The 14,240-nt window shown below is 70.0% G+C and carries 15 protein-coding genes; 1 reads left to right on the forward strand and 14 read right to left on the reverse strand.

Annotated features, from left to right (window positions below):
• Window positions 1–142 precede the first annotated feature (142 nt).
• From atpD to ACOJV7_RS02335, 9 genes are all read right to left on the reverse strand, one after another.
• Entirely contained in the window at window positions 143–1,600 is a 1,458-nt protein-coding gene (gene atpD / locus ACOJV7_RS02295; protein ID WP_420188543.1) for a F0F1 ATP synthase subunit beta, read from the reverse strand.
• Between the two features lie 11 nt (window positions 1,601–1,611).
• Entirely contained in the window at window positions 1,612–2,514 is a 903-nt protein-coding gene (locus tag ACOJV7_RS02300; protein ID WP_420188544.1) for a F0F1 ATP synthase subunit gamma, read from the reverse strand.
• A gap of 122 nt (window positions 2,515–2,636) precedes the next feature.
• Entirely contained in the window at window positions 2,637–4,274 is a 1,638-nt protein-coding gene (gene atpA / locus ACOJV7_RS02305; protein ID WP_420188545.1) for a F0F1 ATP synthase subunit alpha, read from the reverse strand.
• A 110-nt stretch (window positions 4,275–4,384) separates the two neighbouring features.
• Window positions 4,385–5,194 carry a F0F1 ATP synthase subunit delta gene (locus ACOJV7_RS02310; protein WP_420188546.1) on the reverse strand — a complete coding sequence of 270 codons (810 nt, stop codon included), beginning with the start codon at window positions 5,192–5,194 and terminating at the stop codon, window positions 4,385–4,387.
• Window positions 5,194–5,859: a F0F1 ATP synthase subunit B gene (locus ACOJV7_RS02315; RefSeq protein ID WP_420188547.1), complete on the reverse strand. Its 666-nt coding sequence runs from the start codon at window positions 5,857–5,859 to the stop codon at window positions 5,194–5,196. Before ACOJV7_RS02315 ends, ACOJV7_RS02310 begins: the two co-directional genes overlap by 1 nt.
• A gap of 50 nt (window positions 5,860–5,909) precedes the next feature.
• Window positions 5,910–6,125 (reverse strand): ATP synthase F0 subunit C, encoded by a 216-nt coding sequence (locus ACOJV7_RS02320; protein ID WP_186828029.1) that lies wholly within the window; start codon window positions 6,123–6,125, stop codon window positions 5,910–5,912.
• A 104-nt stretch (window positions 6,126–6,229) separates the two neighbouring features.
• Window positions 6,230–7,045, reverse strand: a complete 816-nt coding sequence (atpB, locus tag ACOJV7_RS02325; protein WP_420188548.1) for a F0F1 ATP synthase subunit A — start codon at window positions 7,043–7,045, stop codon at window positions 6,230–6,232.
• An 85-nt stretch (window positions 7,046–7,130) separates the two neighbouring features.
• A complete protein-coding gene (locus ACOJV7_RS02330; RefSeq protein WP_420188549.1) occupies window positions 7,131–7,427 on the reverse strand; it encodes a hypothetical protein in 297 nt (98 codons plus the stop codon).
• Window positions 7,424–7,858, reverse strand: a complete 435-nt coding sequence (locus tag ACOJV7_RS02335; protein ID WP_420188550.1) for a hypothetical protein — start codon at window positions 7,856–7,858, stop codon at window positions 7,424–7,426. Before ACOJV7_RS02335 ends, ACOJV7_RS02330 begins: the two co-directional genes overlap by 4 nt.
• Before the next feature lie 125 nt (window positions 7,859–7,983).
• On the opposite strand from ACOJV7_RS02335, the gene ACOJV7_RS02340 reads away from it, so the two are divergent.
• Window positions 7,984–9,399: a sugar transferase gene (locus tag ACOJV7_RS02340; protein ID WP_420188551.1), complete on the forward strand. Its 1,416-nt coding sequence runs from the start codon at window positions 7,984–7,986 to the stop codon at window positions 9,397–9,399.
• 94 nt (window positions 9,400–9,493) lie between these two features.
• Here ACOJV7_RS02340 and ACOJV7_RS02345 read toward each other — a convergent pair whose 3' ends face one another.
• From ACOJV7_RS02345 to rpmE, 5 genes are all read right to left on the reverse strand, one after another.
• The gene (locus ACOJV7_RS02345) at window positions 9,494–10,768 is read right to left on the reverse strand and encodes a serine hydroxymethyltransferase (RefSeq protein ID WP_420188552.1); all 1,275 of its coding nucleotides are present in this window, start codon (window positions 10,766–10,768) and stop codon (window positions 9,494–9,496) included.
• A complete protein-coding gene (locus ACOJV7_RS02350; protein ID WP_420188553.1) occupies window positions 10,761–11,486 on the reverse strand; it encodes an L-threonylcarbamoyladenylate synthase in 726 nt (241 codons plus the stop codon). The genes ACOJV7_RS02345 and ACOJV7_RS02350 overlap by 8 nt, the downstream gene beginning before the upstream one ends.
• 321 nt (window positions 11,487–11,807) lie before the next feature.
• Window positions 11,808–12,665, reverse strand: a complete 858-nt coding sequence (prmC, locus tag ACOJV7_RS02355; RefSeq protein WP_420188554.1) for a peptide chain release factor N(5)-glutamine methyltransferase — start codon at window positions 12,663–12,665, stop codon at window positions 11,808–11,810.
• A complete protein-coding gene (gene prfA, locus ACOJV7_RS02360) occupies window positions 12,662–13,744 on the reverse strand; it encodes a peptide chain release factor 1 (RefSeq protein WP_420188555.1) in 1,083 nt (360 codons plus the stop codon). Before prfA ends, prmC begins: the two co-directional genes overlap by 4 nt.
• Before the next feature lie 108 nt (window positions 13,745–13,852).
• On the reverse strand, window positions 13,853–14,068 hold the full coding sequence (gene rpmE, locus ACOJV7_RS02365) for a 50S ribosomal protein L31 (RefSeq protein ID WP_420188556.1): 216 nt from the start codon (window positions 14,066–14,068) through the stop codon (window positions 13,853–13,855).
• Window positions 14,069–14,240 lie beyond the last annotated feature (172 nt).

Genomic DNA, 14,240 nt, shown 5'->3' on the forward strand with positions numbered 1-14,240 from the left:
GCCGCAGGGCCGACACCGCGTGCGGCATCGGCCCTGCGATCGCCCCGTGTAGGGACGTCCTGCGACGATCAAGGAAGTGCGTGGCAGGCTCGCGACGAAGGAGCGCGCCACGCACTTCCGATGAGGAGCAGGCCCAGAGGACTCAGAGGTTCTTCTGGATCTCCGCGGCCTGGCGCTCGACGTCGTCGAGGCCACCGCACATGAAGAACGCCTGCTCCGGGAAGTGGTCGAACTCGCCGTCCGCGATCTTGGTGAAGGCCTCGATCGTGTCGGCCAGCGGAACCGTCGAGCCCTCGATGCCGGTGAACTGCTTGGCGACATAGGTGTTCTGACCGAGGAACCGCTGGATGCGACGGGCCCGGTTGACGAGGATCTTGTCCTCCTCGGACAGCTCGTCGATGCCGAGGATGGCGATGATGTCCTGCAGCTCCTTGTTGCGCTGGAGGATCTGCCGGATACGGACCGCCGTGTCGTAGTGGTCGTCGGCGATGTAGCGGCGGTCGAGGATGCGGGACGTCGACGTCAGCGGGTCCACGGCCGGGTAGATGCCGAGCGAGGCGATCTCGCGGGAGAGCTCGGTCGTCGCGTCGAGGTGCGCGAAGGTCGTCGCCGGGGCCGGGTCGGTGTAGTCGTCAGCGGGCACGTAGATCGCCTGCATCGAGGTGATCGAGTTGCCTCGCGTCGAGGTGATGCGCTCCTGGAGAACGCCCATCTCGTCGGCGAGGGTGGGCTGGTAGCCCACGGCGGACGGCATACGGCCGAGGAGGGTGGAGACCTCGGAACCCGCCTGGGTGAAGCGGAAGATGTTGTCGATGAAGAGGAGCACGTCCTGGTTCTGGACGTCCCGGAAGTACTCGGCCATCGTCAGGGCCGAGAGCGCGACGCGCAGACGCGTGCCCGGCGGCTCGTCCATCTGGCCGAAGACGAGGGCGGTCTGACCGAGGACGCCGGCCTCCTCCATCTCCACCATGAGGTCGTTGCCCTCACGGGTGCGCTCGCCGACACCGGCGAACACCGAGACGCCACCGTGGTTGCGTGCGACGCGGGCGATCATCTCCTGGATGAGGACGGTCTTGCCGACACCGGCGCCACCGAAGAGACCGATCTTGCCACCCTGCACATAGGGGGTCATGAGGTCGATGATCTTGATGCCGGTCTCGAACATCTGGGTCTTCGGCTCGAGCTGGTCGAAGTCCGGAGCCTTGCGGTGGATGCCCCAGCGCTCGGTGACCTCGAAGCGCTCGCCCTCCTCGAGGTTGAGCACCTCGCCGGTCGCGTTGAAGACCTTGCCGAGGGTCGCGTCGCCGACGGGCACCGTGATCGGGCCGCCGGTGTCCTGGACGGTCGAGCCGCGCACCAGGCCGTCGGTGGGCTGGAGCGAGATGGCGCGGACCATGTTGTCGCCGATGTGCTGGGCGACCTCGAGGTTGAGGTTCTTGGACTCGCCGCCGAGCTCGACGGTGGTCGTGAGCAGGTTGTACTGCTCCGGCATCGCGTCGACGGGGAACTCGATGTCGACGACCGGGCCGATGATCCGCGAGATCCGGCCGATGCCGCCCTCGCGGGTCTCCTGAGTGTCTTCAGTGACAGTGGCAGTCATGGGTTTCTCTCTCACTTGCTCTCGGCCAGGGCGCTGGCGCCACCGACGATTTCGCTGATCTCTTGGGTGATCTCCGCCTGACGGGCCTGGTTGGCCAGCCGGGTGTACTTCTTGACGAGCTCCTCGGCGTTGTCCGTCGCGGACTTCATCGCCCGCTGGCGCGCCGCGAGCTCGGAGGCCGCGGCCTGGAGCATCGCGTTGAACAGGCGCGAGTTGACATACTTGGGGAGCAGGGCGTCGAGGACCTCCTCGACGGTGGGCTCGAACTCGTAGAGCGGGAACAGCTCGCCCTCGGTGGGAGCCTCGGTGCCCTCGACGATCTCGAGGGGCAGGAGACGGATGACCTCGGGCTCCTGGGTGACCATGGAGACGAAGCGCGAGTAGACGATGTGCACCTCGTCGACGCCGCCCTCGGCCTCGGTGTCCTTGAGAAAGTCGTCGACGAGCCGGATCCCGATCTCGCGGGCCCGCTCGAAGGCCGGCTTCTCGGAGTCACCGGTCCAGTCGGCGGCGAACTCACGGCCACGGAAGGAGTAGTAGCCGACGGCCTTGCGGCCGAGGAGGTACGGGACCGTCTCCTTGCCCTCCTCGCGGAGGCGGGCGATGAGGCGCTCGGACTCCTTGAGGACCGATGAGCTGTAGGCGCCGGCGAGACCACGGTCGGAGGTGATGATGACGACCGCTGCCCGGGTCACCTTCTCCTTCTCGGTGGTGAGGACGTGCTCCTCGTTGGAGAAGGTCGCGACCGCCGACACCGCACGCGTGATGGCCCGCGCGTAGGGGGTCGACTCGCGCACGGCCTGCTGGGCCTTGACGACGCGCGCCGCGGCCATGAGCTCCATGGCCCGCGTGATCTTCTTCGTCGCGCTGACGGAGCGGATGCGCTGCCGGTACTCCCGGATCTGCGCTCCCATAGGTTTCCGCCTTCCTTGGTTTCTGGTGCTGCTCTGCGAAAAGTTCGTATGCCGTCCGGCCGACGTGGCGACCGCGCTCCCCGCGCCGGGCGGTCACGCGAGGTGACCACCCGGCATACGGGTCAGCGCTTCTGCTTGACGATCTGCTCCTGGGCGGAGTCGAGGGCGTCGTCGCCGCTCTCGCTCTCGTCGCCCACCGGGACGTTCTCCTTGTTGGAGGGCTCGAAGCCCTTCTTGAAGGAGTCGATCTCGGCCTTGAGGGCCTCCTCGGTGGACTCCTCGAACTTGCCCGTCTCGCGGATGGCCGCGAGGAGGTCGCCCTTGCTGCGACGCAGGTGGCCGAGGAAGTCGGCCTCGAAGCGGCGGATGTCCTCGACGGCGATGTCGTCGAGCTGGCCGGTGGTGCCGGCCCACACGGAGACGACCTGCTCCTCGACCGGGAACGGCGCCGACTGCGGCTGCTTGAGCAGCTCGACGAGACGCGCGCCCTTGGCGAGCTGGGCCTTCGAGGCCGGGTCGAGGTCGGACGCGAACATCGCGAAGGCCTCGAGCGCGCGGAACTGGGCGAGGTCGAGCTTGAGACGACCGGAGACCGACTTCATGGCCTTGGTCTGGGCGGCGCCACCGACTCGGGAGACCGAGACACCCACATCGACCGCGGGGCGGACGTTGGAGTTGAAGAGGTCGGCCTGGAGGTAGATCTGGCCGTCGGTGATGGAGATGACGTTCGTCGGGATGTAGGCCGAGACGTCACCGGCCTTGGTCTCGATGATCGGCAGGCCGGTCATCGATCCCGCTCCGAGCTCGTCGCTCAGCTTGGCGCAACGCTCGAGCAGGCGGGAGTGCAGGTAGAAGACGTCACCCGGGTAGGCCTCGCGGCCCGGCGGGCGGCGCAGGAGGAGCGAGACGGCGCGGTAGGCCTCTGCCTGCTTCGACAGGTCGTCGAAGACGATGAGGACGTGCTTGCCCTGGTACATCCAGTGCTGTCCGATGGCGGAGCCGGTGTAGGGCGCGAGGTACTTGAAGCCCGCGCTGTCGGAGGCCGGGGCGGCGACGATGGTGGTGTACTCCATCGCGCCCGCCTCCTCGAGGGTGGCGCGGACCGACGCGATGGTCGAGCCCTTCTGGCCGATCCCGACGTAGATGCAGCGGACCTGCTTGTTGGGGTCGCCGGTCTCCCAGAACTCCTTCTGGTTGATGATCGTGTCGACCGCGACAGTGGTCTTGCCGGTCTGGCGGTCACCGATGATGAGCTGGCGCTGGCCTCGCCCGATCGGCGTCATGGCGTCCACCGACTTCAGGCCGGTCTGCAGCGGCTCGTGCACCGACTTGCGCTGGACGACCGAGGGCGCCTGCAGCTCGAGCGCGCGGCGCTCGTCGCTGGCGATGTCGCCCAGGCCGTCGATCGGGGTGCCGAGCGGGTTGACGACGCGGCCGAGGTAGCCGTCGCCGACGGGCACCGAGAGGACCTCTCCGGTCCGCTTGACCTGCTGGCCCTCCTCGATACCGGAGAAGTCACCGAGGATGACGACACCGATCTCGTGGACGTCGAGGTTGAGCGCCAGGCCCAGCGTGCCGTCCTCGAACTCGAGCAGCTCGTTGGTCATCGCCGAGGGCAGGCCCTCGACGTGGGCGATGCCGTCACCGGCGTCGGTGACGCGGCCGACCTCTTCGCGGGAGGCCGCGCCGGGCTCGTAGGACTGGACGTAGCTGTCCAGTGCGTCCCGGATCTCCTCCGGACGGATCGAGAGCTCCGTCATGTGATCTCTTCTCCTCGGTTACCAGCCCCCGGTGGGGCCGAAGCGTGTTGGTTGAGTCGTCGTGCTTTTCAGGTGTGGTCGAGCAGTACGGCGTGTGCCGTGGGGTCCGGTCAGCCGGCGAGGTCGCGACGCACCGTGTCGAGGCGGCGCACGACCGTGCCGTCGACGACCTCGTCGCCGATCTGGACGCGGATGCCACCGACGACGCTCTTGTCGAGCACCGTCTGCAGCGTCACGGGCTTGCCGTAGATCGAACGGAGCGCCGACTTGAGCCGCGCCTGCTGGCGCTCGTCGAGCGCGACGGCGACGGTGACGAGGGCGGTGAGCTCCTCGCGCCGGTCGGCCGCCATCGTGAGGTAGGACTCGAGCACGCGGTCGAGGCGACGGCCCCGGTCCGCCCGCACGGCCTGCTCGGCGAGGCGCAGGGTCTCGGGCGCCACCTTGCCCTCGAGCAGGCGGCGCACCACCCCGGCCTTGCCCTCGGCGTCGGTGTTGCGGCTCGAGAGGGTGTCGCGCAGGCCGGTGTCGGCCGCGACGATCCGCTCGAACCGGAACAGCTGGTTCTCGACGTCGTCGATGCGACCGGCCTTCTCGGCGCTCGCGAGGAGCGCGCGGACGGCCAGGGCCTCGACGGTGTCGGCGAGGTCGCCCTCGGAGGACCAGCGCTGGGCGACGACCTCACCGATGACGCCGTTGGCCGACTCGCTCACCTTGCCGCCGAAGAGGCGCTCGGCGAGGTCACGCTTGGCCGACCCCTCCCGCGACGGGTCGGCGAACGCGCGGCGCAGGGCGATGTTGCCGTCGATCGCTGCCGCGATCGAGAAGAGCTCCTCGGCCAGGGCGGAGCGGTCGACGCCGTCGAGGGCGCCGGTGAGCGCCTTGTCGGCGGCCGCCCGCGCCGCACGGGACGAGCCAGCCATCAGGCGTCCCGCCCAGCGGGGCCGTCCGCACCGAGGTCGAGCTGGCCCTGCGCGGGCTGGTCGGCCGCGGGCGCGGCGGCCGGTGCGCTGGCACCGACCTTCTCGGGGCGGACCGAGCCGCTCTCGAGCTCCGCGAGGAAGCGGTCGATCATGCCCTTCTGACGGACCTCGTCCTCGAGGGACTCGCCGACGATGCGGCTGGCGAGGGTCGTCGAGAGCGTGCCGACCTCGGAGCGGAGCGAGACCACGGCCTGCTGGCGCTCGGCCTCGATCTGGCGCTTGGCCGACTCGGTGATCCGGTTCGCCTCCGCCTGGGCCTTCTCGCGCATCTCGGTGACGATCGAGGCACCCTCGGCGCGCGCCTCCTCACGGATGGCGTTGGCCTCGGTGCGGGCCTCGTGCAGCTGGGCTTCGTACTGCTGCTTCGCTGCCTGGGCCTGGGCCTGGGCCTCCTCGGCCTGCTCCATGCCGCCCTCGATGGCGGCGCGGCGCTCCTCGTAGGCCTTCTCCAGGTTGGGGACGACCTTGGTCGACACCACCCAGTAGAGGATCCCGATCATCACGAGGCCGAAGATCAGCTCGGGGATGTGCGGGATGAGCGGCATCTTGGCGCCCTCGGCCGTGGCCAAGGAAACAACCGACGATGCGGTGGCGGTGAACTGCACGGGTACTCCTAGTGCTTCGTGCCGGATCGGGGGATTGCCGGGATCGGCGGTCAGGCGCCCTTGACGAAGTAGAGCACCAGCGCGAAGATCGCGAGCGCCTCGGCGAGCGCGAAGCCGAGGATGGCGATCGGCTGCAGGAGGTTGCGGGCCTCGGGCTGACGGGCCACACCGTTGATGTAGGCGGCGAAGATCAGGCCGACGGCGATGGCCGGGCCGATGGTCGCAAGGCCGTAGCCGACGAGCGAGAGGTTGCCTTCCACGATGATTCCTCTTTCGTGTTTTTGGAGTTCCTCCACGGCCGTGTGCCACGGAGGAAGAACGGGGACGAGCTATGAAGTTGTGGGGTGGAGCAGCTGGGGGCCGGGTCGACTCAGTGGTCGTCGGCGAGGGCGCCGGCGATGTAGCTCGCCGAGAGCAGGACGAAGACGTAGGCCTGGAGGAACTGGACCAGCGCCTCGAAGATGAACATCACGGCCGCCATGACGAAGGTCGGCACGGAGAGCAGCTTGAACAGGACGCCCTGGGTGAGGAAGTAGGCGCCGGCGCTCACGAACAGCACGATGAGCATGTGGCCGGCGAACATGTTGCCGAAGAGTCGCAGGGCCAGCGTGAGCGGCCGGGTGATGAAGTACGTGATGATCTCGAGCAGCATGATGAACGGCTTGATCCAGCCGGGCAGCCCGTCCGGGACCATGTGGGCGAAGTAGCCCTTGAGCCCCATCCGCTTGATGCCGACCCAGTGGTAGACCACGTAGACGACGAGGACGAGGGCGATCGGGAAGCCGATCCGGCCCATCGTCGGGTTCATGACCGGCGGGATGATCCCGAACCAGTTGTTGAGCAGGATCAGCGCGAAGAGGCTGAACAGGAGCGGCACGAACCTGAGGAAGTGCCTGGTGCCGATCATGTCGCGGGCGACGCCGTTGCGCGCGAAGTTGTAGAAGCCCTCCATGAGCCACTGGCCCTTGGACGGGACGACCGCGGCGTTCTTGGACAGGGCCACCATGACGACGCTGAGCAGAAGGACGGAGACGCCGCCCCACACCATCTGCTCGGTGATGGCCCACTCGCCCTCACCGATCAGCGGAAGCCAGAAGATGTCGGGGGTCGGGGTCTCGAACCCCTCGCCACCCTCGGCGGTGACGACGGCGGTCGTGGTCCCTGCAGCAAGCGCAGTCAGGATCACAGGTGGGTCTCCTCGTTCATGGTGGTGGCGGCACCCTGCGTGCGCGGCTCGAACGCGAGTCGCCGGCGGCCGATGTTCAGGGGCGTCACGTCGTACCGTACCGGAGCCAGATGGTGTACAGCGACAGGGCCATCCCGCCCAGGATCCCGAGGACGACGACGAATCCGGTACCGAGAAGTCGGTCGACTCCCCAGCCGATGGCACCGAAGACGGCAGGTCCGGTGATGAGGTACGCGATGACGGTCGCACCGAGCGCGTCGGCCCGTGCGGTGGCGCTGGGGAGCTCGGGGTCGTCGTGCCACGTGGCGAACGGCTCGTGGCCCTCGACGCCCTTGGGGAGCCTGCGGTCGGCGCCCTCGGGGCGCGTGCTGTCCTCGCTCATGCGTCACCTCCGCGGTCGAGCGAGCCGGGTGCGACCTCGTGGCGCGCGCGGGCGTAGCCGGCCACCTGGCCGACCTGCATGACGAGGGTCTGGGCGATCGCCGAGAGCGCGAAGGGGCGGCCGTCGAGCCAGTCGGCGCCCCGCAATGCGAGCACCGCGGCGACGACGAGGATGAGCTGGCCGAGGTAGACGACGCCTGCGCCTGCCATGGACGTGGCGGCCGGGCCGAGGACGACGGCGGTGATGCCGAGCAGGCCCACGGTGAGCACGACGAAGACGAGCGCGGCACCCGCGAGGGCCGACAGCGCGGCCCGCTCGCCGGCATACGCCCAGACGGCTCCGGCGAGCACGGGAAGGGCGACCATCCCGGGGACGAGAGCACCTCGCAGCATCATCCGGACCGGGGTCCGGGGCGCGGGGTTCGAAGTCACTGGGAGCTCTCCATCGAGGTCGTTCCGGGGCTTGTGAAAACTATCACAAGCGCGGCAGGGGGACCAAACGCCCGTCGCGCGGGGCGTCCCGGAGTCCCCCCCGCGCTCCGAATACACTTCCCGCCATGAGACAGCGGCTCCTGGTCGGCATGGTCTGCGCCGACGCCGCACTCCTTGCCGTCGCGTTCGTGCTCGCGGCGTTCCTGCGCTTCGACGACCACCCCTTCAGCGACGCGGTCATCGCCCAGACGCAGGGGCGCGGTCTCGGCCAGATCTTCGTCATCGCCGTCGTCGGCGCCGTCCTCGGCGACGCGCTCGTCGCCGCGGTCATGCCGCAGGGCCCGCCGCGGCCGACCTACTCGCGCGGCGCCCTCGGCGCCCTCTTCGCCTTCCTCGCCATCACGGCGATGATCGTCCTCGTCCGCCCCTACTACTCGCGCCCGCACCTCTTCACGACGCTCGCGATCTGGTTCGTGCTCGTGCTCCTCATGCGGCTCGTGCTCCGGCGGCGACCGTGGACCGAGCGGCTCGTCGTCATCTCGTCGGCCGATGCGATCGTCCGCGAGCTCGACGAGACCCCCCACATCAGCGTCGTCGGCGTCATCGACCCCGAGGCCCACGGTCCGCTGCCGGCGCCCCCACCCGACACCGTCCTCATCGTCGACCTCAGCGACCGCTGGTCGCGCGAGGTGACGGCCTACGTCTCGGCGACCTCGGTCGCGGGGCGTGAGGTCCGCCCGCTCAACGACGTCTACGAGGAGCACACCGGCCGCGTCCCCCTCGGGCACCTCTCCGAGGGCTGGGAGATCGAGACCTCGCTGTTGCGCAAGCTGCCGTTCCTGCCGGTCAAGCACGCGGTCGACCTCGTGCTCGTCGTCCTCACGCTCCCGGTGTGGATGCCGGTCGTCGCCGTCGTCGCCCTCCTCGTGCGCATCGTCGACGGCTCCCCCGTGATCTTCCGGCAGGTGCGGGTGGGACGCCGCGGGGAGATGGTCGAGCTCTTCAAGTTCCGCACGATGCGCAACGACGCGGAGGCCCACGGCGCGCGCCAGGCCACCGGCGACGACCCCCGCATCACGCGGCTGGGCCACTTCCTGCGCAGCGTCCGCCTCGACGAGCTGCCCCAGTTCTTCAACGTGCTGCGCGGCGAGCTGTCGCTCATCGGCCCTCGGCCAGAGCAGGTGAGCTTCGTCGAGAAGTACCGCGAGGCGATCCCCTTCTACGACCAGCGCCACCTCGTCCGGCCCGGCATCACCGGGTGGGCGCAGGTCCGCCACGGCTACGCCGCGTCGGAGGAGGAGACGATCGAGAAGCTCTCCTACGACTTCTACTACCTCAAGCACATGGGGCCGCTGCTCGACCTCGAGGTCCTCGGCCGCAGCGTGCTCACGGTGCTGACGGCATCGGGCACCAAGCCCAAGTCGCAGCAGCCGTCGGCCGAGGAGGCCGCGGCCCTGGCCCGGGAGGCCGCCGAGGAGGCCGCCGACCAGCGGGCCGACGACGAGCGGCGCGACCGCCGCCGCGGACGCGCCGCCAGCTGACCCCTGCGCGTCGGCCGCGTTGCCGCCGCCACACGCGAACGGCGCCCGCTCCCGTTGCCGGGAGGGGCGCCGTCGGCGTCAGGTGCCGGTCGCGTCAGCGGGCGTATGCCGGGAAGCGCGTCACGAGGTCGGTCACCTCGGCGCGGACCTCCATGGAGACCGCGTGCTCGGGGTCGGCGTCGCCGTCGACGACCGCTCGGGCGATGAGCCCGCCGATGGTGCGCATCTCGTCCTCGCCCATCCCCTGGGTCGTCACGCACGGCGTGCCGACGCGGATGCCGCTGGCGATGTTGGGCTTCTGCGGGTCGAACGGGATGGCGTTCTTGTTGAGGGTGATGCCGGCCGCGTCGCAGCGCGCCTCGGCGTCGGCGCCGGTGACGAGCACCTGCTGGAGGTCGTGCAGCGACAGGTGGGTGTCGGTCCCGCCGGTGGTCGGGCGGATGCCCTTCTCCCCCAGCGTCTCGGCGAGGACGCGCGCGTTGGCGATGACCTGCTTGGCGTAGGCCTGGTACTCCGGCGTCGCGCACTCCTTGAAGTTCGTCGCCTTGGCCGCGATCGTGTGCATCTGCGGACCGCCCTGCATCATCGGGAAGACGGCCTTGTCGATCGCGGCGCGGTGCTCCTCCTTGCAGACGATCGCTCCGGAGCGTGGGCCGCGCAGCACCTTGTGCGTCGTGAAGCTCACGACGTCGGCGTGCGGCACCGGGCTGGGGATGGCCTTGCCGGCGACGAGCCCGATGAAGTGGGCGGCGTCGACCCAGAAGATCGCGCCGACCTCGTCGGCGACGCGGCGGAAGAACTCGAAGTCGATGAGGCGCGGGATGGCCGAGCCGCCGGCGAGGATGACCTTGGGCTTGTGCTCCTTGGCGAGGCGCTCGACCTCGTCGTAGTCGATGTCCTCGGTGTCCTTGTCGACGCCGTAGTGGACCGCGTTGAACCACTTGCCCGAGAACGACATCTTCGTGCCGTGGGTGAGGTGGCCACCGTGCGGCAGGCTCATGGCGAGGATCGTGTCGCCGGGCGACATGAACGCGCCGTAGACGGCCTGGTTGGCGCTCGCACCCGAGTGCGGCTGGACGTTGGCGTGGTCGGCCTCGAAGAGCGCCTTGGCGCGCTCGATGGCCAGCGACTCGGCCTTGTCGACCTCGGAGCAGCCGCCGTAGTAGCGACGGCCGGGGTAGCCCTCGGCGTACTTGTTCGACAGCGTCGAGCCGAGCGAGGTGAGCACGGCCGGCGAGGACATGTTCTCGCTGGCGATGAGCTGGAGTCCGCCGCGCAGGCGGTCGAGCTCGGAGACGAGGACCCCCGCGATCTCGGGGTCGAAGGCCTCGAGGGCCCCGAAGTCGGAACCGTAGAACGTCTCACTCATCGTTGCTGCTCTCCTCGGGTGCTGGTGCCGTGTCGTCCGACGTGTCCGCCGGGGTGTCGTCCGACGTGCCTGCCGGCGACTGTATGTGCTCGGCCGTGAGGGCCAGGATCTCGTCCGCATCGATGGCCCCGCGGCGCAGGATGGTCGGCTCGTCGTGGGTGCAGTCGACGATCGTCGAGGGCAGCCCGCCCGTCACCGGCCCACCGTCGAGGTAGAACTCGACCGAGGCCCCGAGCTGGGTCGCGGCGTCGATGACCGTGCGTGAGGCGGGGTGGCCCGTGCGGTTGGCACTGCTCACCGCCATCGGGCCGACCTCCTTGAGCAGGTCGAGGGCGACCTCGTGGTCGGGCATGCGGACCGCGACGGTGCCACCGGTGTCGCCGAGGTCCCACATGAGGGACGGCTGTGCCTTGAGCACGAGCGTGAGGGGGCCGGGCCAGTAGCGCTCGATGAGGGCGCGGGCGTAGTCCGGCACGTCGGTCGCGAGACCGTCGATCGTCCGGACGTCGGCGACGAGCACGGGGGGTGGCATCTCGCGGCCGCGCCCCTTGGCGTCGAGCAGGCGCTGCACGGCGTCGGGCGAGAAGGCGTCGGCGCCGATGCCATAGAGCGTGTCGGTGGGCAGGACGACGAGGTCGCCGAGGCGGATGCCGGCACTCGCCTTGGCGATGCCGTCCTGCCGACCCTCGGGTGTCGTGCAGTCGAAGACCGGACTCATGGGAGCAGCCTAGGACCGCCCTCGGGCGCCCGGCACCGCGGGCACCCCGGCCACCGGCTGACCTGCGGGGACGGACCGAAATTGGCCCGTGTCCGATCCGTCACGGGACGCCGGGGATGCGTAGGGTCGGACCGTTTCGTCCCTGTCTCTTGGAAGTGAGGTGCAACGCAATGCGTGGTTCCGGACTCATCTGGACGATCGTCGGTGTTCTGCTGATCATCGCCCTGCTCATCTACATCCTCTGACGAGGTCGAACGACTGCTGTGGCCCCCACCCGATCCGGGTGGGGGCCACAGTCTTCTCGGGCTCGCGCGGGCGTGCTCAGGCCCGGGTCGCGACGGTGGCGCGGGGGCGGCCGGTGAGGTCGACCCGGTCCTCGATGTGCGACCAGGAACCGCTCGCCCGGAGAGCGGCGGGCAGCGACTCGCCCTGGCTGTCGGCGTGCTCCATGACGAGCACCCCTCCGGGGCGCAGCAGGCCGGCCGCGCGGGCGGCGACGAGGCGCGGGATCGCCAGGCCGTCCTCGCTTCCGCCGTAGAGCGCGACGTGCGGGTCGTGGTCGCGCACCTCGGGGTCGACCGGCTCGGCGGTGGTGGGGATGTAGGGCGGGTTCGACACAACGACGTCGACGTCGGTGAGCCCGGGCAACGCGGTGACCGCGTCGGCGTGCTCGACCTCGACGTCGAGGCCGAGACGGTCACGGTTGCGCTGCGCCCAGGCCACCGCGAGGTCGCTCACCTCGACCGCGAGCACCCGCGCCTCGGGGACCTCGGACTTCACGGCGAGCGCGATCGCGCCCGAGCCGGTGCAGAGGTCGACGACGACGGGTGCCCCGACGCCGGCGTCGAGGCAGTCGCGGGCCGCGTCGACGGCCCAGCCCGCGACGACCTCGGTCTCGGGCCGGGGCACGAAGACACCCGGGCCCACCTCGAGCTCGAGCCCGCGGAACCAGCTGCGCCCGGTGAGGTGCTGGAGCGGGACGCGACGTGCGCGCTCGGCGACGAGGCCGGCATACGACTCGGGAACCTCTCCGCCGAGGACCATGCGCCGTCTCACCTCGGCGGCGTCGACGCCGAGTGCGTGCGCCGCGAGCGCGACCGCGTCGTGGTCGGGCGAGCCGACGCCGGCGTCGGCAAGGGTGCGGGCGGCGGCCCGGACGGCGTCACGCAGGTCGTTCACGCGGTGCCCTCGCCGAGCGCCTCGAGCCGCGCCGCCTCGTCGGCCGACATCGCCGACTCGACGACGGCGTCGAGCTCACCGCCGAGGACAGTGTCGAGGTTGTAGGCCTTGAAGCCGGTGCGGTGGTCGCTGAGCCGGTTCTCGGGGAAGTTGTAGGTGCGGATGCGCTCACTCCGGTCGACCGTGCGGACCTGGCTGGCCCGGATGTCGGCGCTCGCGGCGTTGGCCTCGTCGACGGCCATCTGGTGCAGGCGCGCGCGCAGGACCCGCATCGCGGCCTCGCGGTTCTGGAGCTGGGACTTCTCGTTCTGACACGAGACGACGGTGCCCGTCGGCAGGTGGGTGATGCGCACGGCGGAGTCGGTCGTGTTGACGCTCTGCCCACCCGGACCGGACGAGCGGAAGACGTCGATGCGCAGGTCGTTGGGGTCGATCGTCACCTCGACCTCCTCGGCCTCGGGCATGACCCAGACGCCGGCGGCGCTCGTGTGGATGCGGCCCTGGGTCTCGGTGACCGGCACGCGCTGGACGCGGTGGACGCCGCCCTCGTACTTGAGCCGCGCCCACGGCCCCTCGCCCGGCTGCGGGTTGCCGCGCGACTTCACGCTCACCTGGACGTCCTTGTAGCCACCGAGGTCGGTCTCGGTCGCGTCGAGAACCTCGGTGCGCCAGCCGCGCTGCTCGGCGTAGCGGAGGTACATCCGGAGCAGGTCGCCGGCGAAGAGCGCGGACTCGTCGCCGCCCTCCCCCGCCTTGACCTCGAGGATGACGTCGCGGTCGTCGTCGGGGTCGCGCGGGATGAGCAGGCGGCGCAGCCGGTCGGCCGCCTCGTCCGCGGCCGTCTCCAGGGCGGGCACCTCGGCCGCGAAGGAGTCGTCCTCCGCGGCGAGCTCACGCGCCGCACCGAGGTCCTCGGTCGCCGAGACCCACTCGCCGTATGCCGTCACGGTCGGTCCCAGCGCGGCATACCTCTTGTTGACCTCGCGCAGGCGGTCCGGGTCGGACGCGACGGCCGGGTCGCCCATCTCCCGTTCGAGGTCGGCGTGCTCCTGGGCGAGGGCGGCGGCGGACTCGAACATCGGGGTACCTCTCGGGCGAGCGGGCTCAGGGCTGGGAGAAGGTCGTGCAGACACGAATGCGCCGACCCGGATCCAGTGCTGGATCGACGGGTCGGCGCATCGGAGGTGCTACGCGTCGGCCTTCTTGCCGTAGCGCGCCTGGAAGCGGGCCACGCGACCACCGGTGTCGAGGATCTTCTGCTTGCCCGTGTAGAACGGGTGGCACTGGCTGCAGACCTCGGCGTGGATCTGGCCGTTGGGGGCCGTGCTGCGGGTCGTGAACGTCGCGCCACAGGTGCAGGTGACGGTCGTCTCGCCGTAGTTCGGGTGGATGTCCTTCTTCACGATGCTTCTCCTTGGATGTCTCCGGGTCGGCGGGCCCACCACGATGGTGCAAACCCTGGAGCGCCCCGCCTGCATCCGCTCGTGAGGGCGATGCTCAGGAAACGCGTTCGTGCCGTGAACCGGTCCAGCGATCAAGTGTGCCAGAGCAGGCACACGATCCCCTAAACGGCGG

Origin of the sequence: Knoellia tibetensis, assembly GCF_048606415.1 — a bacterium.
Taxonomy (GTDB): domain Bacteria; phylum Actinomycetota; class Actinomycetes; order Actinomycetales; family Dermatophilaceae; genus Knoellia; species Knoellia tibetensis.

What these genes read in the sequence shown, in the direction of transcription:
- atpD (WP_420188543.1), bottom strand. Translation starts at nt 1,600, where the DNA reads ATGACTGCCACTGTCACTGAAGACACTCAGGAGACCCGCGAGGGCGGC.
- ACOJV7_RS02300 (WP_420188544.1), bottom strand. Translation starts at nt 2,514, where the DNA reads ATGGGAGCGCAGATCCGGGAGTACCGGCAGCGCATCCGCTCCGTCAGC.
- atpA (WP_420188545.1), bottom strand. Translation starts at nt 4,274, where the DNA reads ATGACGGAGCTCTCGATCCGTCCGGAGGAGATCCGGGACGCACTGGAC.
- ACOJV7_RS02310 (WP_420188546.1), bottom strand. Translation starts at nt 5,194, where the DNA reads ATGGCTGGCTCGTCCCGTGCGGCGCGGGCGGCCGCCGACAAGGCGCTC.
- ACOJV7_RS02330 (WP_420188549.1), bottom strand. Translation starts at nt 7,427, where the DNA reads ATGAGCGAGGACAGCACGCGCCCCGAGGGCGCCGACCGCAGGCTCCCC.
- ACOJV7_RS02340 (WP_420188551.1), top strand. Translation starts at nt 7,984, where the DNA reads ATGAGACAGCGGCTCCTGGTCGGCATGGTCTGCGCCGACGCCGCACTC.
- ACOJV7_RS02345 (WP_420188552.1), bottom strand. Translation starts at nt 10,768, where the DNA reads ATGAGTGAGACGTTCTACGGTTCCGACTTCGGGGCCCTCGAGGCCTTC.
- ACOJV7_RS02350 (WP_420188553.1), bottom strand. Translation starts at nt 11,486, where the DNA reads ATGAGTCCGGTCTTCGACTGCACGACACCCGAGGGTCGGCAGGACGGC.
- prfA (WP_420188555.1), bottom strand. Translation starts at nt 13,744, where the DNA reads ATGTTCGAGTCCGCCGCCGCCCTCGCCCAGGAGCACGCCGACCTCGAA.